General features: G+C 45.4%; 19 protein-coding genes and 1 tRNA gene. 15 read left to right on the plus strand and 5 right to left on the minus strand.

Going from position 1 to position 20,896, the window contains the following annotated elements; all coding sequences use genetic code 11:
- Positions 1-17: 17 nt before the first annotated feature.
- Positions 18-233, plus strand: a complete 216-nt coding sequence (locus tag ABD960_RS14755; protein ID WP_345331917.1) for a KTSC domain-containing protein — start codon at positions 18-20, stop codon at positions 231-233.
- Here ABD960_RS14755 and ABD960_RS14760 read toward each other — a convergent pair.
- The gene (locus ABD960_RS14760; protein ID WP_345331918.1) at positions 230-2,674 is read right to left on the minus strand and encodes an outer membrane beta-barrel protein; all 2,445 of its coding nucleotides are present in this window, start codon (positions 2,672-2,674) and stop codon (positions 230-232) included. The genes ABD960_RS14755 and ABD960_RS14760 overlap by 4 nt on opposite strands.
- Positions 2,675-2,836: 162 nt before the next feature.
- On the opposite strand from ABD960_RS14760, the gene ABD960_RS14765 reads away from it, so the two are divergent.
- Complete coding sequence (locus tag ABD960_RS14765; RefSeq protein ID WP_345331919.1) at positions 2,837-4,141, plus strand: alpha/beta hydrolase; 1,305 nt, start codon at positions 2,837-2,839, stop codon at positions 4,139-4,141.
- Positions 4,142-4,189: 48 nt separating this feature from the next.
- Here ABD960_RS14765 and ABD960_RS14770 read toward each other — a convergent pair whose 3' ends face one another.
- Positions 4,190-4,666 (minus strand): DinB family protein, encoded by a 477-nt coding sequence (locus ABD960_RS14770; RefSeq protein WP_345331920.1) that lies wholly within the window; start codon positions 4,664-4,666, stop codon positions 4,190-4,192.
- 111 nt (positions 4,667-4,777) lie between these two features.
- Here ABD960_RS14770 and ABD960_RS14775 point away from each other — a divergent pair, with 111 nt between their 5' ends.
- From ABD960_RS14775 to ABD960_RS14785, 3 genes are all read left to right on the plus strand, one after another.
- Positions 4,778-6,670: a DUF885 domain-containing protein gene (locus ABD960_RS14775; RefSeq protein WP_345331921.1), complete on the plus strand. Its 1,893-nt coding sequence runs from the start codon at positions 4,778-4,780 to the stop codon at positions 6,668-6,670.
- A 241-nt stretch (positions 6,671-6,911) separates the two neighbouring features.
- Positions 6,912-7,541 carry an outer membrane beta-barrel protein gene (locus tag ABD960_RS14780; RefSeq protein WP_345331922.1) on the plus strand — a complete coding sequence of 210 codons (630 nt, stop codon included), beginning with the start codon at positions 6,912-6,914 and terminating at the stop codon, positions 7,539-7,541.
- 105 nt (positions 7,542-7,646) lie between these two features.
- Positions 7,647-8,393, plus strand: coding sequence for an EcsC family protein (locus ABD960_RS14785; RefSeq protein WP_345331923.1), 747 nt, complete (start codon positions 7,647-7,649; stop codon positions 8,391-8,393).
- A gap of 68 nt (positions 8,394-8,461) precedes the next feature.
- Here the strand turns inward: ABD960_RS14785 and ABD960_RS14790 are convergent, their stop codons facing one another.
- On the minus strand, positions 8,462-8,932 hold the full coding sequence (locus ABD960_RS14790) for a hypothetical protein (RefSeq protein WP_345331924.1): 471 nt from the start codon (positions 8,930-8,932) through the stop codon (positions 8,462-8,464).
- Positions 8,933-9,153: 221 nt separating this feature from the next.
- On the opposite strand from ABD960_RS14790, the gene ligA reads away from it, so the two are divergent.
- From ligA to ABD960_RS14840, 10 genes are all read left to right on the plus strand, one after another.
- The gene (gene ligA, locus ABD960_RS14795) at positions 9,154-11,163 is read left to right on the plus strand and encodes an NAD-dependent DNA ligase LigA (RefSeq protein ID WP_345331925.1); all 2,010 of its coding nucleotides are present in this window, start codon (positions 9,154-9,156) and stop codon (positions 11,161-11,163) included.
- A 52-nt stretch (positions 11,164-11,215) separates the two neighbouring features.
- Positions 11,216-11,767, plus strand: coding sequence for a hypothetical protein (locus ABD960_RS14800; RefSeq protein ID WP_345331926.1), 552 nt, complete (start codon positions 11,216-11,218; stop codon positions 11,765-11,767).
- Positions 11,768-11,902: 135 nt separating this feature from the next.
- Positions 11,903-11,976: transfer RNA gene (locus tag ABD960_RS14805), tRNA-Arg, on the plus strand.
- A 60-nt stretch (positions 11,977-12,036) separates the two neighbouring features.
- The gene (locus ABD960_RS14810; protein ID WP_345331927.1) at positions 12,037-12,609 is read left to right on the plus strand and encodes an adenylate kinase; all 573 of its coding nucleotides are present in this window, start codon (positions 12,037-12,039) and stop codon (positions 12,607-12,609) included.
- A gap of 106 nt (positions 12,610-12,715) precedes the next feature.
- Positions 12,716-13,714, plus strand: a complete 999-nt coding sequence (obgE, locus tag ABD960_RS14815; RefSeq protein ID WP_345331928.1) for a GTPase ObgE — start codon at positions 12,716-12,718, stop codon at positions 13,712-13,714.
- A gap of 72 nt (positions 13,715-13,786) precedes the next feature.
- Complete coding sequence (gene gap, locus ABD960_RS14820; protein WP_345332842.1) at positions 13,787-14,785, plus strand: type I glyceraldehyde-3-phosphate dehydrogenase; 999 nt, start codon at positions 13,787-13,789, stop codon at positions 14,783-14,785.
- Positions 14,782-15,216, plus strand: coding sequence for a GNAT family N-acetyltransferase (locus ABD960_RS14825; protein WP_345331929.1), 435 nt, complete (start codon positions 14,782-14,784; stop codon positions 15,214-15,216). Before gap ends, ABD960_RS14825 begins: the two co-directional genes overlap by 4 nt.
- A 184-nt stretch (positions 15,217-15,400) precedes the next feature.
- Complete coding sequence (locus ABD960_RS14830; protein WP_345331930.1) at positions 15,401-16,591, plus strand: phosphoglycerate kinase; 1,191 nt, start codon at positions 15,401-15,403, stop codon at positions 16,589-16,591.
- A 148-nt stretch (positions 16,592-16,739) separates the two neighbouring features.
- Positions 16,740-17,000, plus strand: a complete 261-nt coding sequence (locus ABD960_RS14835; protein WP_345331931.1) for a hypothetical protein — start codon at positions 16,740-16,742, stop codon at positions 16,998-17,000.
- Positions 17,001-17,079: 79 nt separating this feature from the next.
- Complete coding sequence (locus ABD960_RS14840; RefSeq protein ID WP_345331932.1) at positions 17,080-18,963, plus strand: CocE/NonD family hydrolase; 1,884 nt, start codon at positions 17,080-17,082, stop codon at positions 18,961-18,963.
- A 17-nt stretch (positions 18,964-18,980) separates the two neighbouring features.
- Here ABD960_RS14840 and ABD960_RS14845 read toward each other — a convergent pair whose 3' ends face one another.
- On the minus strand, positions 18,981-19,979 hold the full coding sequence (locus ABD960_RS14845; protein ID WP_345331933.1) for an ABC transporter ATP-binding protein: 999 nt from the start codon (positions 19,977-19,979) through the stop codon (positions 18,981-18,983).
- 71 nt (positions 19,980-20,050) lie between these two features.
- Entirely contained in the window at positions 20,051-20,893 is an 843-nt protein-coding gene (locus ABD960_RS14850; RefSeq protein WP_345331934.1) for an outer membrane beta-barrel protein, read from the minus strand.
- Between the last annotated feature and the right edge of the window lie 3 nt (positions 20,894-20,896).

Raw genomic sequence — 20,896 nt, forward strand, 5'->3', positions numbered from 1 at the left:
TTGTATGATGGATAGTTATGAAACGCGTCCACGTAGAATCATCAGCCCTTGAAAGTGTTGGTTACGATGCCGAAAGCCAAGTACTCGAACTGGAATTCAGAGACAATGGCGGCGTTTGGCAATACTTCGGCTTTAAGCCATCAGCATTTAAAAAATTCGCCAAAGCTACTTCGTTAGGCCGTTACTTTGTAAAAAAGATAAAAGGCAAGTATAGCGAACAGCGCGTCCCCTAATTTTCATTACTGCTGCCCCCCATTCGTGATACTTCCTCACCCGAACCACCGGTGCGTTTACGGGCCGCTTTCAACGAGTTATTGCCAAAACGGTAGGTGAAGGTTGCAGTTACAAAGCGCGTTCCGGGTTTTTCACGGCCGCGCATGTTGAGGTTTAAGAAGCGCGTATCATAACGGTCAATCTGCGTGTTAAAAATATCGCTCATGGCTAACCTAATGGTACCCTGATCATGCAATATCGCATGGCTCATGCCCGCACTGAAATAATACTGTTCACGATAATTCTTGATACCAAAGTAAGTAGGCGTTTCGTAATTGGCGTTAACTTCGGCCTTAAACTTATCGGTAATATTGAATGATTGGTTCACCTGCGTCAGAAAGTCGTAAGCGTGTTTATTCCCCGCTCCTGCTTCCTTATAAAAATAACGGCTGTGGCTTAGCTCTATGTAATTGGTTATTTGCCACCATGGCGTAATATCAAACGGAGCCGTAATTTCAAGCCCGTATACATGCCGGTTTGCCACATTGCTTTTAGTGGTAGTGTAAACCCCGGTAGCATTGTTCTGCTCGTAAATAGTGGTATAAAAATCGTTAGTTATGCTAAAGCTTAAAGCAGCCTTGAACTTGATGAGATAGGTATCAGCCAGCTCAACCGAGCTGACATACTGCGGCTTTAAAAATGGATTACCGGTACTAAAGGCATACGGATCGATATACGCCACAAACGGATTCAGGTCCTGGTAGTTCGGTCGCCCTATCCGCCGGTTGTACGAAAGGGTGAACTGATGCTCTTCGCCAACACTCCGTATCAGCTGAATGCTCGGGAATAAATTAAAGTACGAAGTATCGGCTACACGGTTCGGGTTATACGAGGTACGGTTAGCGTGGGTTTGCTCTGCACGTAAGCCGGCAGTAACATCAGTCGACCCAATTTTGGTATGCAGGTTTATATAACCGGCCTCAATACGTTCTTTATACACAAAATGATCGGTGAGGCCGGGCACCAACTGAGCGGCGCCATTTACCTGCTCACTAAAATCAATACGGTTATCGCTGTTTACCTTGCTCACCTTTACACCGGCATCAACATTGGTGTTGGCTGAAATTACCCGTGTATAATCCACTTTTGCCGAATACACATTAATATCGGCGGGTGAATAAACCTGGTAAAAAAGCGGATCGCGTACTACGGCGCCAGCCGGGTTAAAAAAGTCGTTACGCAGATTTTCATCCGAGCGGCGGTTATAGTCGGACAGGTCGAGATCAGCCGATAACACGTGTTTGTTATCAGCACCGAACGAACCCTTATAGTTAATATTATAATTCAGGTTATAGATCGTCCTGTCGATACCGGAGCGGGTGGTGATAGTTGAATCAGGCACGCTATTGTTAGCGATATAGGTAGTGTTGCGTTTGTCGATATCAGCCGGAGTACTGTAGCCATGTACAATAAAACCCAGGTTTTGCTTTGGCGATATTGTCCAATCGGCGCCGGTATTAAACGTGTAGCTTTTTAACCGGGTGGTGCCTTTATAACGCATCCGGTATTCAGACACGTTTGGCCCAACATTGATCAGCCGGTCAACATCCCAAAATCGCGGAATCTCGTTAGCCGCGAAAACGTAGCTACCAAACAGGTTAACTTTTTTTGAGCGATAATTGAGGTTCACCGCTGAATTGAACTTGTAGTTCTCCCCTGCCGCCGCGCTTTGCGAAACGCTTATACGCCACCCCAGGTCGCGGTTTTTCTTTAATACGATATTAATGAGTCCGCCGCCGGCCGCGTCATATTTAGCAGATGGATTGGCGATCAGCTCAACTGAATTCACCATACTGCTCTGGTAACTTTTTAGCAGTTCGGCCAGTTGCTCGCCGGTTAGCTGGGTAACTTTACCATTGATGGCGATAAGCGCTTTTTGCCCGCCTTTGAACAGCACATCCTCGCCCGATACCTTTACACCCGGCGCGTTGCGCAACACATCGAGCATATTATTACCTGCCGATACAATACTTTTTTCAACATTGATTACCGTTTTATCAGGCCTAACCTCAACAAAATCCTTTTTAGCGGTAACCTTAACCTCTTTAAGCTGATAGTTAAGCGGCACCAGTTTAACGTCAGGCGTTTTTATATTCCCGGTATTTTCGCCAATTACATATTGAACGGTAAAAAAGCGATTATAGCCTACTTTACTTATGGCGATAAAATACTTACCCGGCTTTATATTCCTGAATTCAAAAAAACCGTTCTGATCGCTTATGGTGGAAGCTATGAGCGCTGAATCAGGGTGATTCAGTAGTTTTACGGTGGCCGCATCTGCAGGCCTCATTGCTTCGGTAAGTACTTTCCCTTCTATCGCTTTTGTATCGGTTTGCGCCCGGCTTTCAACGTAAGCAAAGCTCCATACAATCAGCAGTAAGGCCCGGGTCAGTTTATTCATTAATCAGCAGAAAGAAAACTCGCTTAAACCATCCGGTAATAAAAAATTAATGATGGTATCACAATAATAACCTTTTTACGGCAAAGCCGAAAATATGTTGTTGTAAATAGCGGCATAAATTAGTGTTTTATTAGCTTTGCTTTTCAGCAATAGCAAACGCATATGGCCATATTCCGAAAATATTTCACGTTATTAATACTAAGTTTTACCGCGCTAACCGCATTAGGGCAGGCAGAGCCTGAAGCTGTAAAAAAAGCCGCGCAATTCTTCGTCAAGCAATACAATACCGGCCATCCGGATAGTGTGTATGCCCGCTTTGGTGCCGAAATGAAGGCCGCGCTTACGGCAGACCAGTTCCGCAGCACCACGATACAGTTAAAAAATCAGTTGGGCATCTTAAAGAGCACTAATTTTTTAAAGCTGGAAAATAACGTAGGTGTTTACAAAGCTAATTTTGAAAAGGCCACCTTTACCCTGAACATTGCCGTCAACGCACAAAACCAGTACATGGGCTTATTGCTTCGCCCGTATGAGCCAACGCCGGGCGAGGCAGCAAAACAAGGCGGCGCTATTGATGCCTCGCTAACAGAATCGCCTTATACGCTGAAAACGTTTTCGGGCAGCATAGCCGGATCGCTTGTTAAACCGAAAACGGAAGGAAAAGTGCCGCTGGTGCTTATTATTGCCGGCTCGGGCCCTACAGACCGTAACGGCAACGGCGCCAAGCTTGGCTTAAATACAAATGCCTATTTACAACTGGCTAACGAACTGGGTAAAAAAGGTATAGCTACGCTGCGGTATGACAAACGCCTCATAGGGCAATCGGTTAGCACTACCAAAGAGTCGGAACTGAAATTTGAGGATATGGTGGAAGATGCCGTGGGCATTATCAATGACATAAATGATAAGGGCGGGTTTTCAAAAATAATTGTATTAGGCCATAGCGAAGGTTCGTTGGTAGGTATGCTTGCCGCTAACGACGCGCCGGTTAAAGCCTTTATATCCGTGGCCGGAGCCGGAGATCCCGCCGAAAAAATACTTACCGAGCAAATGAAAAGCCAGCCGGCTTACATTGCCGATGGATTTAAACGTGTGCTCGACAGCCTGAAACGTGGCAAAACCACGCCTAACGTTGATGCATCGCTGTATGCTGTGGCGCGCCCGAGCATCCAAAACTATATCATGTCGTGGTGCAGGTATGATCCGCAGCGCGAGATCAAAAAACTTAAAATGCCCGTGCTGATTTTGCAGGGTACAACGGATTTGCAGGTGCCCGTTGCACAGGCCGAAAAGTTAAAGAAAGCCAAATCAGACGCGCAACTGCTTATCATCCCCGAGATGAACCATATACTCAAAGCCGCGCCTGCAGATACCAAGCAGAACATGGCCACCTATAGCAATCCGGATTTACCGCTGAAACCCGAATTGGTTACCGGTATTGTTGATTTTATAGGGAAGGTAAAGTAGGGGGCATTTTTCTAAAAACTCTTTCCTTTGGAGAGGGTTGGTGAGGTCTTACTTCCAAGCCCCAAGCATCCTCCTGATGGCCAGTATTTCGCCTGTATGGTATGCCGTATGGTCTCCTATTTGCAGCGCCTCGCGCAATAAGTTTTGCCCGGAGCCGTGCGCAAACGGCTCGTAAATATTATCTGCGTTTTTCAGCAGGCTGATAAACTCATTTAAATCATTCTCAATTTGTGAGAGCGATTGATTCCAGGCATCATCACTTGCAGGCTCCGCCTCTTCGGGCCAGTATTCATCAGGCCAGTTTGGAGATTGATGGCCGGCATCCCGGCTGAATTCCAGCATATCCCATTGGGCAATGCGTATATGCTCAACCAGTTGCCAGATGCTATACGGCATATTGTCAGGCGTTTTGCCCCTTAACTCTGCGGACAGGCCTTCAACCGCTTCAGCAAAACTTACGTGCGCGCCTTTGCCGTTTAAAAAGTTAACCAGCTCGTTTATCAAAGTGTTATGTTGCTCATTCATACAATCCAAATTTTGTTAGTTAACAAGCCGCCCGCCCTAAAGTTGGCATAATTTAAAGGTTTGTAACTGCCGCGCTGTATAATTCAAAGTAAATGCCTTAAGTTTATGCGCATGATGATCAATACCCGCACCCTTTATAAATTATTGGTTACAGCCATTTGCGGCTTCACTTTTTTTACTGCCTGTAAAAAGGACGGCATGGGTGGCCAAATCTCTGACGAGGAAAAAAACAACGAATCATTCACCCGTTACGAGGGCAAGTTTTTAGACGAGCTTTGGAAGCTTAACCCGGATTGGGCTACGTCCGTTGGCTACCATATGTATGATAGCGTGTTACTAACACCTGCCGACCAGAAGAAGAAACTGGTTGACTTTGCCAAAAACCACCTCGACTCGTTGAGCCATTACCCGCAAAACGAGCTTACTTCGAGCAACCGCATGGATTATTATCTCATCCAAAACTATCTGCGTAAAACGCAATGGACTTACAGCTCGCTTAAGGCTTATGAGTGGGATCCGACATCGTACAACGTAATCGGCACTTTTGCGTATATTTTGAACGAAAAGTATGCGCCGCTCGCCAAAAGACTTAAGAGCTTTTATCAGAAGATGGAAACCATACCTGCCTACTATAAGGATGCACAAAAGCTGGTTAAAAGCCCCGTTCCGGAACTTACCGACCTGGCGATAGACCAGCTAAACGGGGGCGCAGGTGTAATCGAAAAGGATTTTATTGATTCGCTTACCAAAAGCAGCATTACGGATGCGGAGCAAAAACTCATGCGCGAACGGGCAAAAACAAGCTTAGCTGCCATACGTGGCTTTACCGCCTGGCTAAAAACCATCCGCAGCGATAAAGGCCGCAGCTTCAGGCTGGGCAAATCATTATATGACGAAAAGTTTGCTTACGAAATAGAATCAAACCTTACCTCACAGCAAATGTTCAATGCGGCGGTTGAACGCAAAAAGGTGCTACACAAGGAAATGATCAAGCTTAGCAAAGAGTTGTGGCCGAAATACATGGGCGATAAAAAAATGCCGTCGGACTCGCTGGCACTTGTGGGCGATGTGATAGAGATGCTTTCTCTGAAGCACGTTGAACCGGCACAATTTCAATCGGCCATTGAAAAACAGATACCCAAGCTAAGCGCCTTTGTTAAAGAAAAGGAATTGCTCACCATGGATCCAACCAAGCCGCTGGTTGTGCGCAGGGAGCCTGCTTATATGGCCGGCGTTGCGGGTGCATCTGTATCATCGCCGGGACCATACGAAAAAAACGGCAATACCTATTATAACGTGGGCAGTTTAGATGGCTGGGACAAAGAACGCGCCGAAAGCTATTTGCGCGAGTATAATAACTACACCTTGCAAATACTCAACATACACGAGGCGATACCCGGACATTATACCCAATTGGTTTACGCCAACAAAACGCCAAGCCTTATAAAAGCAATTATGGGCAACGGCGCTATGGTTGAAGGCTGGGCTGTTTATAGCGAAGAGATGATGCTGGATGCCGGCTACGGCAACAACGAACCCGAAATGCGTCTGATGTGGTGCAAATGGAACCTGCGTGCCGTATGCAACGCCATATTAGACTACAATGTACACGCCGGCAGCATGACGCGCGAGCAGGCGCTGAAGCTACTTATCAAAGAGGCCTTCCAGCAACAGGCCGAAGCCGAGGGTAAATGGAAGCGCGTAACAGTAAGCAACGTGCAGTTAACCAGTTATTTCACCGGTTATCATGATATAAAACAACTGCGCGAAGAGTACAAGAAAAAAATGGCCGACAAGTACCGCCTCAAAGAATTTAACGAGAAATTTTTAAGCTACGGCAGTGCCCCTGTTAAATACATCAAGGAAGCGATGCTGACTAACGAAGTTGAAAAGCCGGGCGACAAAAAAGCCGATCAGCCTGAAGATGCCGAGAACAAAAAGGAACCTAAAACCCAGGAAAAGAAACCGGCTAAAACCGATACCGGCGATAAAAAGAAATCATAACACTATTTTAATAGAGAGCATAAAAGCGATGGCATATGCCGTCGCTTTTATGCGTTATAAAGGATTAACTGAAATTGTATAGATGATTTTTTCTGTTACACATATAATGCTTCAAAACATTTAAAATCTCATTATTAACGTGTTAACTAAAATTTAAAACAGCCGTTAAACCATTCATTTCTGGCACCGTCATACAAACAACAAACACACAATTTCAACTTAACACAACTTCACAATTTTTATGAAAAAAGTTCTTGCTGCAATGCTGCTATGCGTTGCTTCCTTAGCTGCCTTTGCCCAAACCGAAAAGGGAACACAGAATATCGGTGCTTCATTCGCCATCCAAAATACTGATAGTAAGAATACCTATTTTAACGGAGTTGGCAACACAACAGATAAGAACAAATTAAATGCATACAGCGTAAGCGCTAACTATGGCTATTTTATAGCTGATAAACTGGACATTGGCGTATCGGCCGGTTACGATTTTCAGGAAAACCGTCAGGAAAGCGATAATTCTGATTATTTGCAAAAATACAAGGGCTTATTTGCTGGCGTACAATTACGTAAATACATACTCTTTAACGATAAAGTAGGCATACGCACAGGGCCGTCTTTGCAATATTCTCGCGACAGGCAAACATCCAATTTTAATGAAGAATCAGACAATGTAACTACTACCAACAGCTATACCGGACGTGTAGGACTTGATTTCGTGTTCTATTCTACTAAACATTTGGGCGTAACTTCAAATATTGCTAATGTATCCTACAGTCATTCTAAATCAACAGGATACAACACCGGCTCAGCCAATACTTTCAGCGCCAATTTAGTCAATTACCTAAACCTTGGTTTTTTCTATAGCTGGTAGATACCGGCGCACCCTCTCTGCATAGCAATGCAGAGAGGGATTTTAAATTTATCGTAACAAGCTTGCCTTATTAATTGTCATACTCTTAACATACATTTTATAACTATGACAACTTATGAGCAGCAGGCATACATACAATTGGAGTTTTGGCAGCACCGCATGCAAAAAAAGCCTTCGCTGGGCAACCGTATAGCCAAGAGGCTGCAAACCAAGCTCAATAATATTATACCTGAAAAGGTACACGCCGCCATAACCACAGCCATCGAGAAGATGATAAAGGGAGTGCTCTTCGGCGCAAAGCATGTCACCAAAGCTCCGCTTGCTGATGCTTCACTACAAATGCGCGAAGCATACGTTAAGGAGCAAATTGAGTTTTATAAACGCACAGCATCGGTTGAGGGTGCTGTTACCGGCGCAGGCGGCATCTTGATGGGGCTGGCCGATTTCCCGATACTGATCGGTATAAAAATAAAATTGCTATTTGAAATAGCCGCCCTTTATGGTTACGATGTTCACGATTACAAAGAGCGGTTGTATATACTCTACATTTTCCAGCTGGCATTTAGCAGCCAGCAGGAGCGCAACGTAGTTTATCAAAAGATAGCTGCGTGGCAGGGCTACAGCCAGGGCCTGCCTGATGATGAACAGGAGTTTGACTGGCGAACCTTTCAACAGGAATACAGGGATTACATTGACCTGGCTAAAATGGCACAGCTCATCCCTTTTATTGGCGCGGCTGTTGGCGCAGTTGTGAACTACCGGCTACTGAACCAACTGGGTGAAACCGCCATGAATTGCTATAGGATGCGTAAAATTAGTCCGCTAAAAATTTTAACCTACCCTACACCTTAAATACAATTTATGAAAAACGAAAAAGCCGCTAACGCGGCTTTTTTATTGATATGTTTTACTATCCTATATTAGAAAGTATAACGGAAACCAAGACCAAAACGGGCAGGCTCAAATTCTGAATCATTGTTCAGGCGCCATGCTGGTCTCCAGTCTAAATTAAAGCTAAGCGGCGCTGATGGCACTTTAAAATCCAAACCTACCATCGGGCGCAGATAGATAAATGTGCTGTTATCATTAAAACCATTGTCATCTGCAAATGCCAGTTGCGGACCAATACCTAAATACCATTTCAAAGGTGTACCTTTTAGTGGTTGGTGGTATTGATAGTAACCACCCAGCCACACGGCGTCGGCACCGAATAAAAGATCGGCCTGGATAGCGTCATTACCATTAAAAAAATGCTTGAAGGTAGGACCAACAAGAGTTGAACCATCGCCAAAGTCAATGCCTAAACCAGCACCGGTTTTGTAGCTTTGTGCGAAAGATTGCGTAGCGGAAAGTGCGATTGCAATTACGGCTAAAAGAAAAATTTTCTTCATAAGTTGAATAATAAGGTAAACGATAAATTAATTTCTGTGCATTAAGCAATTTTTATGCCATTTGCACGTTAAAATAATGCATTTTCACTGCTATCAACTATAACACCTTTCCACATCAAAGGTTTTTATTACGCTTTATTTAAAAGCAAAATTTGCAAGTTTTGTTGGTGCTTAAGTAAACACGTTCCGCTTAAGTCAGGCAAATCTGTATCTTCGTTGCTATGTCATCTAACGAGGTAAAAAAGCAGATCGAGGCGCTCACCGCGGAACTTAAACAACACAATTATAATTATTATGTGCTGGCAATGCCCACCATTGCCGACTACGATTTTGACCAGAAATTAAAGCAGCTGGCCGAATTGGAAAGGCAGCACCCGGATTTTGCTGATCCTGATTCGCCTACCCAAAAGGTAGGCGGCGAAGTTACCAAGGAGTTTGTAACCGTTAGGCACCGCTGGCCTATGCTGTCATTAGGCAATACCTACAACGCGCAGGAATTGCTTGATTTTGACCAGCGTGTACGCAAAGCAATCGGCGACAACTTTGAGTATGTATGTGAGCTTAAATTTGACGGGCTCTCCATGAGTTTAACTTATGAGCACGGGCAACTGGCCCGGGCGGTAACCCGTGGCGACGGCGTACAGGGCGATGACGTAACCACTAACATACGCACCATACATACCATCCCAAAAAAACTTAACAAGGGCGACTACCCCGAATTTTTTGAAATTCGCGGCGAAGTATTTATGCACCGCAAAGCCTTTGAACGCCTTAACAATGAGCGTATTGAAAACGGCGAAATACCCTATGCCAACCCGCGTAACTTTGCCTCCGGCACGGTAAAAATGCAGGACTCGGCCGAGGTAGCTAAACGCCCTTTGGATTGTTTTTTATACGGATTATATACCGACCGGACTTTGTTTAAAACCCATTGGGAAAGCCTTGAAGCGCTTGAGAAATGGGGTTTTAATGTGAACGATCATAGTCGTTTATGCGGTAATATAGATCAGGTTCTGGAGTTTATTACCTACTGGGATACAGAGCGTTTTAACCTGAGCTATGATATTGACGGCATTGTAATCAAAGTAAACAACTATGGCCAGCAGCAGGAGCTGGGCTTTACAGCCAAATCACCGCGTTGGGCCATATCCTATAAATTTAAAGCCGAACGCGTTGAAACTGAATTATTAAGTGTAAGCTACCAGGTAGGCCGTACAGGCGCGGTTACGCCCGTAGCCAATTTACAACCGGTTTTACTGGCGGGTACCACGGTTAAACGCGCCACGCTGCATAATGCCAATGAGATCATCAGGCTTGATCTGCACGAGGGCGACAGTGTTTATGTTGAAAAAGGCGGCGAGATCATCCCCAAGATCATCAGCGTAAATACCGAAAAAAGGCATCAGAATGCTGTGCCGGTTGAATACATTACTAATTGCCCGGCCTGCGGCACACACCTTGAGCGCAAGGAGGGCGAGGCTGCATTTTATTGCCCTAATGATGAAGGATGCCCTCCACAAATTGTTGGTAAAATGCAACACTTTATTAACCGCAAGGCCATGAACATTGACGGCTTAGGTGACGAAACCATCGAAACGCTTTATCAAAAAGGTTTGCTGCGCCACATAAGCGACATCTATCGCCTGCATAAACATGCTGATGTGCTGAAGCACATGGATCGCTTTGGCGAAAAATCGATCACCAACATGCTGGATGGCATTGAGCGTTCAAAACAAATGCCTTTTGAACGTGTGCTGTTTGGCTTGGGTATACGTTACGTTGGTGCTACGGTTGCCAAAAAGCTTGCGCTTCATTTTAAAAATATTGATGCGCTAAGTAGAGCCACTTACGATGAACTGATAGCCGCCGAAGAAATTGGCGACCGTATAGCCCTAAGCCTGATTGAATATTTTAGCGGCGACGTACATCAGCAGGAAATAGAAAACCTAAAAAACGAAGGCCTGCAATTAGCGATTGAGGAAAAGGAGATAACCCTGGCCAGCGACAAGCTCGCCGGTAAAACCTTTATTATTTCGGGCGTTTTCGAGAAATTTTCGCGCGATGAGCTGAAAGATATTATTGAGCAAAATGGTGGTAAAATACTCAGCAGCATATCAGCCAAGCTAAACTATTTGGTTGCAGGTGACAACATGGGCCCGGCAAAGCTCGAGAAAGCCAATAAGCTGAATATACCGATCATTAGCGATGATGAGTTGATGGGAATGATTTAGATTTCGGATGGCGGAAGTTTGATTGCGGAATTGAGTTTAAACTTTAAGTTTCATGATTACTTTAAAACAATACCTGCCTTTAGTACTGCTAATTGCTGTCTGGAGTTCATGCACTAAGCCAATAACTTATAAAGAGGCTACCGATGCCTTAATAAAAAAGTACGATAAAACAGACTTTAGCCTTTTTAAGCAATTTTACATACACTACCAAAGCTCTGGCAATTATCCTAATTCCAAAATATATTTTGCAGGAGTAAGGGTGAAAGGATTCAATTGCGCGCCTTATGCTGTAAAGCATAGCAAATTCATTATTATGGAACTTTTTGATATTAGTAATAAGCTGGTGTTACAAAATAACTGTCCGGATTATATGAGTGACAATCAAATAAAACATATGACCTCCGCGATTGACGAGTATGACTTCTTTATGATTGAGGCAGATAGTGTAGGAAACGTCTACATCAGGCCTTATAAATCAAATAAACATGTTTTATTAAGAACGGTTCCGTCACCGCAAAAAGCAATTTTAAAAGAATTTAAACATTATAAAGGGCGCTGGTATATTCACAAATCCGCTTTACCTAAATTACAAAGCGAGCAATAGCAGTTGTATCTCCAACAATAATCAGCCTTGCTATGAGGCAAATAGCCTGTCAAACCGCTTATTTTTTAAAAAAAATTTGCATCGATTAAAAAGAAACGTATTTTTGCAGTCCCAATCAAAAGGGATAAACGATACGGACTTGTAGCTCAATTGGATAGAGCATCTCACTACGGATGAGAAGGTTAGGGGTTCGACTCCCTTCAAGTTCACTCAAATAATAATATAGCCTTTCCGTAATCGTACAGAAAGGCTATTTAAATTTAACAAGCATGCTAAACTTGGTTTTGTTCGGCCCTCCCGGCGCAGGCAAGGGCACTCAATCACAAAAACTTATTGACAAATACGGGCTGATTCACCTTTCAACCGGCGATTTGCTGCGTGGCGAAATTTCGCAGGGCACCGAGCTTGGTTTAGAGGCCAAAAAACTGATGGACGAAGGTTTATTAGTACCTGATGCCGTAGTTATCGGCATGATCAGTAATAAGCTGGATGCGAATAAGGATGCTAAAGGGTTTATTTTTGACGGTTTTCCACGCACGGTTGCACAAGCCGAAGCTTTAGACGCATTGCTTGAATCAAAAGCATCAGCCATTTCAGGCATGATAGCCCTTGAGGTTGATGACGATGAACTGGAACGCCGCCTTTTGCTTCGCGGTAAAGACTCAGGCCGCCCTGACGATGCCGACCCGGCCATCATCCGTAAACGCATTAAAGAGTACAACGATAAAACCACACCGGTTGCCGGTTACTACAAAAACCAGGATAAATTTACCAGCATTAACGGCATTGGCTCAATAGATGAGATATTTAGCGCCATTGTAGCGGTAATTGAAAAATATTAATATTCAGTCCAAAAGTCAGTAAGTCCGGAAGTCAGAAAGTAAGTAAATCTTTCGGTCTTCCGGACTTATTGTCTATCGGACTTCTGGACAATAAACTTACAACACCATGGCTCAGGGCTCCAATTTTGTTGATTATGTGAAGATATGCTGCCGCTCAGGGCATGGGGGTGCAGGCTCTACGCATTTACACCGCGATAAGCATACCGCTAAAGGTGGTCCGGATGGTGGCGACGGCGGCCGTGGCGGACACGTTATTGTAAAGGGCAACGCCCAGTTATGGACGCTGCTGCACCTTAAATACCGCAAGCACGTAATTGCCGGCAACGGTGATCCGGGCAGCAGCGCCCTGTGTACCGGCAAAACCGGTCGCGACGAGATATTGGAAGTGCCCCTGGGCACTATTGCTAAAGATGCCGAAACCGGAGAAGTGATATTTGAGATATCGCACGATGGCGAAACCAAAATATTGACACCGGGCGGCCGCGGCGGATTAGGCAACTGGCATTTTAAAACGTCAACCCAACAAACTCCCCGCTTTGCGCAACCCGGCGAGCCGGGCCAGGAAGTGTGGAACATTCTCGAACTAAAATTACTTGCGGATGTAGGCTTGGTAGGCTTCCCTAACGCGGGTAAGTCAACACTGCTTTCGGTGGTATCTGCCGCCAAACCGGAGATCGCCGATTACGCTTTTACCACGTTGGTACCTAACCTGGGCATCGTATCGTATCGCGATAACAAATCATTCGTAATGGCCGATATTCCGGGCATTATCGAGGGGGCATCGCAAGGTAAAGGTTTGGGTTTCCGTTTCCTTCGCCACATAGAGCGTAACTCTGTATTATTATTCATGGTACCTGCGGATACCACACGTACCATTACCCAAGAGTATGAAATATTACAGCATGAATTACAGGAGTACAACCCCGAACTGATGCACAAACCACGTGTATTAGCAATCACCAAGTCAGACATGCTGGATGATGAGCTGACCGAGGAGATGAAACAGCAAGTACCAAAAGGCATCCCTTACGTATTCATTTCGTCAGTAGCGCAAAAAAATCTGGATAAGCTGAAGGACTTGCTTTGGCAGGCAATCAATCAGTAATATTGCGCCCTGCTGAAATTACAGTCTGCGTAATTATGTAGCTTTGTCGCCTAAATTATCTGTGCAATGATGATGAGGATTGCTATAAATGGATTTGGGCGAATTGGCCGTATATTTTTGCGAAACATTCTTGATATACCCGGCATAGAGGTTGTCGCGATAAATGACCTGACAGATACCCATACCCTTGCTCATTTATTTAAGTATGATTCTGTGCATCGTGGCTTTAAGGGATCAGTTGCACATACCGATACTGAACTTATTATCAACGGAAAAACAATAAAAGTTTTCGCGCAGCGTGACCCATCACAACTTCCCTGGGCTGAGCTTGATATCGACCTGGTGATCGAATCAACCGGGAAGTTTACCTCACAGCAGGGTGCTGAACAACATTTAAAGGCTGGTGCTAAACAGGTAATCATCTCTGCCCCGCCAACTGATAAAAGTGTACCTACTGTAGTTCTTGGTGTTAATGATAAGCAAATTGATCTTACCGCGCCCATATTATCCAACGCATCCTGCACAACAAATAACGTGGCGGCAATGGTAAAAATACTGGATGACAACTGGGGTATTGTGGATGGTTATATCACCACCGTTCACTCCATGACGGGCGACCAAAACCTGCACGACGCTCCGCATAAAGACCTGCGGCGCGCACGCGCGGCGTCAGCATCCATCATTCCTACTACTACAGGCGCGGCGAAGGCCATTACCAATATTTTTCCGCACCTGGAAGGAAAGCTGGGCGGAGCCGGCATACGCGTTCCCGTGCTTAACGGCTCACTTACGGATTTTACCTGCAGCCTGAAGCAAGATACTACAGTTGAGCAGATCAACGCCGCATTTAAACAGGCCGCAACGCGATCAATGCAAAACGTACTGGAATACACCGAAGACCCTATCGTATCAACCGACATACTGGACAACCCGCATAGCTGCATATTTGATGCGCAGCTAACCTCCATAGTGGGCGGACTGGTAAAGGTGGTAGGCTGGTACGACAACGAGATGGGCTACTCCAGCCGCCTTGCCGACTTAGTTGTAAAAATAAGCGCCCTCAAATCATGATAAAATTCATTGAGGTTGAGGAGTTATTAGCGGTGCGCAATGAGGTATTGCGCGAAGGCAGGCTCCAGTTACATGAATGTATCTTCCCGACGGATGAAATTGACGGGGCATTTCACCTGGGCTGGTATGTTGATGATGAACTGGCTTGCATAGCATCATTCCACCCGCAAAGCTACGGCGACTTTTCCGGCACTGGTTATCAATTACGTGGTATGGCCACTATCGAAAAATATCGTGGCAAGGGGTTGGGTAACCAGTTGTTAAACTTTGCGATTGTTTACCTACGCGGCCAAAAGGCAGACTACCTGTGGTGCAATGCCCGTAAAAAAGCACTGGCTTTCTATCACAATATCGGCTTCGAGGTGATATCACCCGAGTTTGATGTACCGGGCATAGGGCCTCACCATGTAATGTATTTACGTATCAGGTAAGTTGCACAACATTTTATTTATTGTCATATCGACGAGGTACGAGGAGATATCTGCACACCATTCGCCCATTGTTAACCTACCATGAATTTTACCAAAAAGCTGCCCGTTTTTTAACATTTGCGTTCCGTATTTAAAATAAATTGCTGATTTTGCGGCACTGCTGAAATTTACAACCAGTTTGAATATGAAAACAATTGATCAGATAAGTTTTTCGGGCAAAAAAGCCCTTGTTAGGGTTGATTTTAACGTTCCGCTTGACGGCGATTATAAAATTACCGATGATAGCCGTATTACCGCGGCATTGCCCACCATCAAAAAAATATTAAATGATGGCGGCGCGGTTATCCTGATGTCGCATCTGGGCAGGCCAAAAGATGGTCCGACTGATAAATATTCCCTAAAACATATTGTAGCGCATTTGTCTGACCTGCTGGGCCAGCAAGTTGAGTTTGCTGACGATTGCATTGGCGAACAAGCTACCCAAAAAGCTGCTGAGCTTGAAAAAGGCGAAGTGCTTTTACTGGAAAACCTGCGCTTTTACAAGGAAGAAGAAAAAGGCGACAAGGATTTTGCCGAAAAACTTTCGAAATTGGGTGATGTATACGTGAATGATGCCTTTGGTACGGCTCACCGTGCACACGCTTCAACAGCCGTTATAGCACAGTTTTTCCCTGAGGCTAAATACTTTGGTTACCTGATGGCGGCAGAGCTTGACAATGCCGAAAAAGTATTGAACAACGCAGCACGCCCTTTCACCGCTATTATGGGTGGTGCCAAGGTGTCTGACAAGATACAGCTGATCGAGTCGTTACTGGAGAAGGTAGACAACCTGATCATCGGTGGTGGTATGGCATACACTTTTGTTAAGGCGCAAGGCGGCGAAATCGGCACCTCATTATTAGAGGCCGATAAGCTTGACCTGGCTAACGAGCTGGTTGAAAAAGCTAAAGCCAAAGGCGTTAACCTGATTTTACCTACCGACTGTATAGTTGCTGATAAATTCGACAACAATGCGCAAACAGCGGTATCGCCAAATAACACTATTAAATCTGACTGGATGGGCCTGGATATCGGTCCTGAATCAAGAGAGGCATTTGCCAAGGTGATCGAAGAATCAAAAACGGTTCTGTGGAACGGCCCGATGGGTGTTTTTGAGATGGAAAGCTTTGATAAAGGCACCAAAGCGGTTGCCGACTCAGTAGTTAAAGCTACTGAAAACGGTGCTTTCACGCTGATTGGTGGCGGTGACTCAGCCGCGGCTGTAACCAAGTTCGGCCTGTCAAACGAGGTTAGCTACATGTCAACAGGTGGTGGCGCTTTGCTGGAGTACATGGAAGGCAAAGAGTTACCGGGCGTAAAAGCAATCAATGAGTAATATCTGCATGTCGAGATAAACGGAAGGCGGCCATTTGGTCGCCTTTTTTGTTTACTTTAGCTCAACAATGAATACCTTATCGATTAATAAAAACATATACCAAAGCATATTAGCTATGCTCTTTGTTATCTGCTGCTATTATTTATTGATGGAAATAGCACGGTTATCAATAATTGCTTATTATACCTATCGATTCAATTTTAACGTTAGCCATGATAATTTTTATGCGTTTGCCAAAAGAGTTGGCATGGATAACTTTATCCATATATCGTTAGTTGCTGCGTTTAAAAAACCCGTGGTATTAACTACTTTTTTAACGTTGGGCATTTTCATAGTTCATAAAAAAGCTCTCGACTATAAAACAGAGTTTCTATTTGGTCTGCTGTTAGCTTACCTGCTCACTTTTTAGGTGTAGCACGTGTTGCCTTCACTATTAATTTCATGTTTTTATGGTTAATTTGGCATACTATTAACTACACCCCTCATACATGAAAAAACGCTACACCATAGCTTTATGCCTGCTGCTTTTAGCTTTCGGCATACCGGGCCTACAGGCTCAATCTGTTAATCCTGATGCCGAGTATGTAAAAGCCAACTACCAAAAATTTGAGTACCAGATACCCATGCGCGATGGGGTTAAACTGTTTACCTCAGTGTATGTGCCTAAGGATAGAACGAAAAAATATCCTTTCATGATGGACCGCACACCTTACAGCGTTGCGCCTTATGGTACCGATAAATACAAGGGTAGCCTTGGCCCTTCGCCGCTGTTTTTAAAGGATGGGTACATATTTGTTTACCAGGATGTGCGTGGCCGCTGGATGAGCGAGGGCATTTATGAAGAAATGACACCCGAACTTGAAAAGCACAAAACTAAAAAGGATGTTGACGAGGGAACCGACACGTACGACACCATTGACTGGCTGCTGAAAAACGTTGCCGGTAATAACGGCAAGGTGGGCGTTTGGGGCATCTCCTACCCCGGCTTTTATACCACAACGGCTTTATTGAGCCGTCACCCGGCATTAGCGGCCGCATCGCCGCAGGCACCCATTGCTGATCTGTATCGCGATGATGCTTTCCACAACGGCGCGTTTATGCTGGTTGCCAACTTTGGGTTTTACCCCGGTTTTACCAACCGCCAGGATGATAAGCCAACCCAGCGCCGCGGCAGCCGGGTTGATTTTGGTACCGAGGATGGTTATAAATTCTTTTTGGAAATGGGTTCGATGCGTAACAGTAACGTGAAGTATTTTAAAGATACTATCCGCCTGTGGAACGAGATGATGGATCATCCTAACCATGATAAACACTGGCAGGACAGGAATGTATTAACCCACCTGCACGATATAAAAACGGCCGTGCTGGTTACCGGAGGCTGGTATGATGCGGAGGATCTGTACGGTGGCATCAATACCTATAAAGTGTTAGCTAAAAACAACCCGAAAACACCGGTGTACTGGGCCATTGGCCCTTGGGTACACGGCGGCTGGGCACGCGGCGCAGGTGATCATTTAGGTGATGTAGAATTCGGGGGCGAAACCAGCCCCTTTTATCGCGAGAGCATAGAGTTTAAATTCTTTAGCCATTACCTCAAAGGCACCGGCGATTTTAATCTGCCTAAAATAAACGCCTTTGAAACCGGCGTCAACAAGTGGAACACTTACACTACCTGGCCGCCAAAAGAGGCTGCCGAGAAAAACCTGTACTTTTTACCCAACGGCAAATTATCCTTCACGGCACCCGCTGCCGGGGAGAGTTTTGACGAGTTCGTGTCAGACTCGAACAAGCCCGTACCATTTATTAACGGCATTAGCACGGATATGAACCGTGAGTACATGACTGCCGATCAGCGTTTTGCAGCACAACGCCCTGATGTACTGGTTTACCAAACCGATGTATTGGCGGATGATATTACCCTAGCCGGTGATATTTGGGCCAACCTAAAAGTATCAACCACAGGTACCGATGCTGACTGGATTGTGAAGGTAATTGATGTTTACCCGGACTCGGCAAGCAGCAACAAGTTCACCGGAAAAGGTGTGGTAATGTCGGGCTACCAGCAAATGGTGCGCAGCGAGGCTATGCGCGGCAAGTTCCGTAACAGCTTTGAAAAACCTGAACCTTTTAAGCCCGGAGAGATCACGCCTGTAAACTTTGAGTTGCAGGATGTGCTGCACACCTTTAAAAAGGGGCACCGCATTATGGTACAGGTACAAAGCACCTGGTTCCCGCTTATTGACAGAAACACGCAGCAGTTTCAGGATATTATGAAAGCTAAGGATAGCGACTTTAAAAAGGCTACACACAAAGTTTATACATCGAAATCAAGCCCGAGCTTTTTAAAGGTACGGGTGATAGAAAAGAAATAGATCTTACAGCAGGTGGCTTAATATTCAAGCCACCTGTTTGCTTTTACATGTAGCTTTTCGCCTATATGGTGGGTTCCTTTTTTAATGTTATAAGCATGGATAGCCACGCCATCGCGCCCCAGTAAGAGTTCTTCGTAAAAGCCTTTAAACAGTATTTCCTTTACTATCCAGTCGCGGTGGCTCCAGCTATTGGTCAACGTCAACTCATCGGGGTAAATAACTACGGTTTGTTTTTCTGCGGATATATGGAGCAGCTTTGCTTCCTCAGCGGTAAGTACGTTGCAATTGCCTAAAAGCTTGGCGGTATACAGGCTACCCGGATGCCGGTATAACTCCTGCGGAGTGCCGGATTCGATAATCTCGCCATCCTTCATCACCACCAGCACGTCAGCCATCGAGAGTACCTCTGCCGGGTCGTGCGATACCATTACAACGGTGATTCCGGTTTCCTTTACCACCTGCCTGATGTCGCGCTGCAAACCATCCCGAAAGGAAGTATCTACCTGGTTAAAGGGTTCATCCAGAAATAACACTTCAGGCTGCGTAACCAGCGCGCGGGCTATGGCTACACGCTGCTTTTCGCCGCCGCTCAGGTCGGCTATACGCTTACCGGCAAGATGCAGCATATTGAGCTGCTGTAGTACTTTCTCGGTCTTTTCCTTTTTCGCCTTCAGGTTGGTGCTGGGTAACAGGATGGAAACGTTATCGGCCACCTTGGCAAACAGGTTCAGGTCATCGGTATGCTGAGTTACCATCTTCATACCGTCATGGCCAGGGATCAGCTTTTCCTCCGGGCCCCAAATACGTTCGCGTTTAAAGGTGATCAGCCCCGAATCAGGCGAAATCAAGCCATAAAGCAATCGCAGCAAGGTTGTTTTGCCGCTACCGCTCGCGCCTACAATGGCGGTAATGGCATGAGGCTTTATATGCAGGTCCACATTGTTTACACCCGCAGCATGTACGCCGGGATAACGCATACTTACGTTTGCGGCCTGCAAAAATGAATTATCAGTCATCACCGGCAAATATACACAAAACAAAAGGCCACCCGAGGGCAGCCTTGTTATAGCGTATGATAATTGATAGGTTAGAAACCAACGGTAGCGCCGAACGAGAAGTTTTTTAAGCCTTTTTGTGCCGGACTATCCTCAAACATATCGTTAGCATAATACTTGGCAAAGAAACCTATGCCGCCGTAGCCCGCGCGTAAAAAGCCACCGTATCTTACCTTGGCCAGGTTAAAGCCTGCCCTGAAGTGCTGATCACCGTTCTCCAGGCTTTTTTGGCGTACGTGGCCATCTATCAGCAAACCGAATATGGGGCCTGCCACAATATGGAAACGATGACCTGCATTATCATTTTTGCTTCGCCAGTAAAACGATAGCGGTAAGCGCAGGTAGGTTGATGAAAATACATTTTTATCATAGTCAATATCATCAACGCTATACGTTAACTGATCCTGGAAACGCAGCGGGGTAACGTTTTCACGCAGGCGGAAGCGTGTCCAGTCGAAACCGGCTGAGGCGTATATTTTAAACGAGCTGTTAAAGCGGTAGCCCAACTCCAGCAGGTCGAAACCAAAGTTGCTGCTCTTCCATGAGCGGTAGCGCAAAAACTCATTCTCGGGCGACAGGGTAAAGCTGCCGTTATCAACCAACGTAGCGAAACCGATATCAACCCGTGAAAATGTAGGCGTGAACGACCATCCCGGATGTTTGGACGCTTCTTTGTACACCGTATCGCGGTTTTCAGTACTGAAGCTGAATTTCAGCTTGCGTTTTTTACGGATCACGGTATCGGTAACCGTACCTTTGGCGGTGGTGGTAGTAGTTATAGTAGTAGTAGTGGTAAATACGCTGTCGGCATTATTTTGGGCGAACAGGGCCGTAGTAAAGCCGGCGGCTATTAGGGTAAAAATCAGGCGTTTCATATA

Origin of the sequence: Mucilaginibacter defluvii (genome assembly GCF_039543225.1) — a bacterium.
In the GTDB taxonomy this organism is placed as follows: Bacteria; Bacteroidota; Bacteroidia; order Sphingobacteriales; family Sphingobacteriaceae; genus Mucilaginibacter; species Mucilaginibacter defluvii.

Bases quoted from the DNA above. Each gene is read 5' to 3' on its own strand.
- ABD960_RS14775 (WP_345331921.1), top strand. From the start codon at position 4,778: ATGATGATCAATACCCGCACCCTTTATAAATTATTGGTTACAGCCATT.
- ligA (WP_345331925.1), top strand. From the start codon at position 9,154: ATGTCATCTAACGAGGTAAAAAAGCAGATCGAGGCGCTCACCGCGGAA.
- ABD960_RS14825 (WP_345331929.1), top strand. From the start codon at position 14,782: ATGATAAAATTCATTGAGGTTGAGGAGTTATTAGCGGTGCGCAATGAG.
- ABD960_RS14850 (WP_345331934.1), bottom strand. From the start codon at position 20,893: ATGAAACGCCTGATTTTTACCCTAATAGCCGCCGGCTTTACTACGGCC.
- ABD960_RS14780 (WP_345331922.1), top strand. From the start codon at position 6,912: ATGAAAAAAGTTCTTGCTGCAATGCTGCTATGCGTTGCTTCCTTAGCT.
- ABD960_RS14810 (WP_345331927.1), top strand. From the start codon at position 12,037: ATGCTAAACTTGGTTTTGTTCGGCCCTCCCGGCGCAGGCAAGGGCACT.
- ABD960_RS14800 (WP_345331926.1), top strand. From the start codon at position 11,216: ATGATTACTTTAAAACAATACCTGCCTTTAGTACTGCTAATTGCTGTC.
- ABD960_RS14790 (WP_345331924.1), bottom strand. From the start codon at position 8,932: ATGAAGAAAATTTTTCTTTTAGCCGTAATTGCAATCGCACTTTCCGCT.
- ABD960_RS14770 (WP_345331920.1), bottom strand. From the start codon at position 4,666: ATGAATGAGCAACATAACACTTTGATAAACGAGCTGGTTAACTTTTTA.
- ABD960_RS14835 (WP_345331931.1), top strand. From the start codon at position 16,740: ATGGAAATAGCACGGTTATCAATAATTGCTTATTATACCTATCGATTC.
- ABD960_RS14830 (WP_345331930.1), top strand. From the start codon at position 15,401: ATGAAAACAATTGATCAGATAAGTTTTTCGGGCAAAAAAGCCCTTGTT.
- ABD960_RS14785 (WP_345331923.1), top strand. From the start codon at position 7,647: ATGACAACTTATGAGCAGCAGGCATACATACAATTGGAGTTTTGGCAG.
- ABD960_RS14760 (WP_345331918.1), bottom strand. From the start codon at position 2,674: ATGAATAAACTGACCCGGGCCTTACTGCTGATTGTATGGAGCTTTGCT.
- obgE (WP_345331928.1), top strand. From the start codon at position 12,716: ATGGCTCAGGGCTCCAATTTTGTTGATTATGTGAAGATATGCTGCCGC.
- ABD960_RS14765 (WP_345331919.1), top strand. From the start codon at position 2,837: ATGGCCATATTCCGAAAATATTTCACGTTATTAATACTAAGTTTTACC.
- ABD960_RS14755 (WP_345331917.1), top strand. From the start codon at position 18: ATGAAACGCGTCCACGTAGAATCATCAGCCCTTGAAAGTGTTGGTTAC.
- gap (WP_345332842.1), top strand. From the start codon at position 13,787: ATGAGGATTGCTATAAATGGATTTGGGCGAATTGGCCGTATATTTTTG.
- ABD960_RS14845 (WP_345331933.1), bottom strand. From the start codon at position 19,979: ATGACTGATAATTCATTTTTGCAGGCCGCAAACGTAAGTATGCGTTAT.
- ABD960_RS14840 (WP_345331932.1), top strand. From the start codon at position 17,080: ATGAAAAAACGCTACACCATAGCTTTATGCCTGCTGCTTTTAGCTTTC.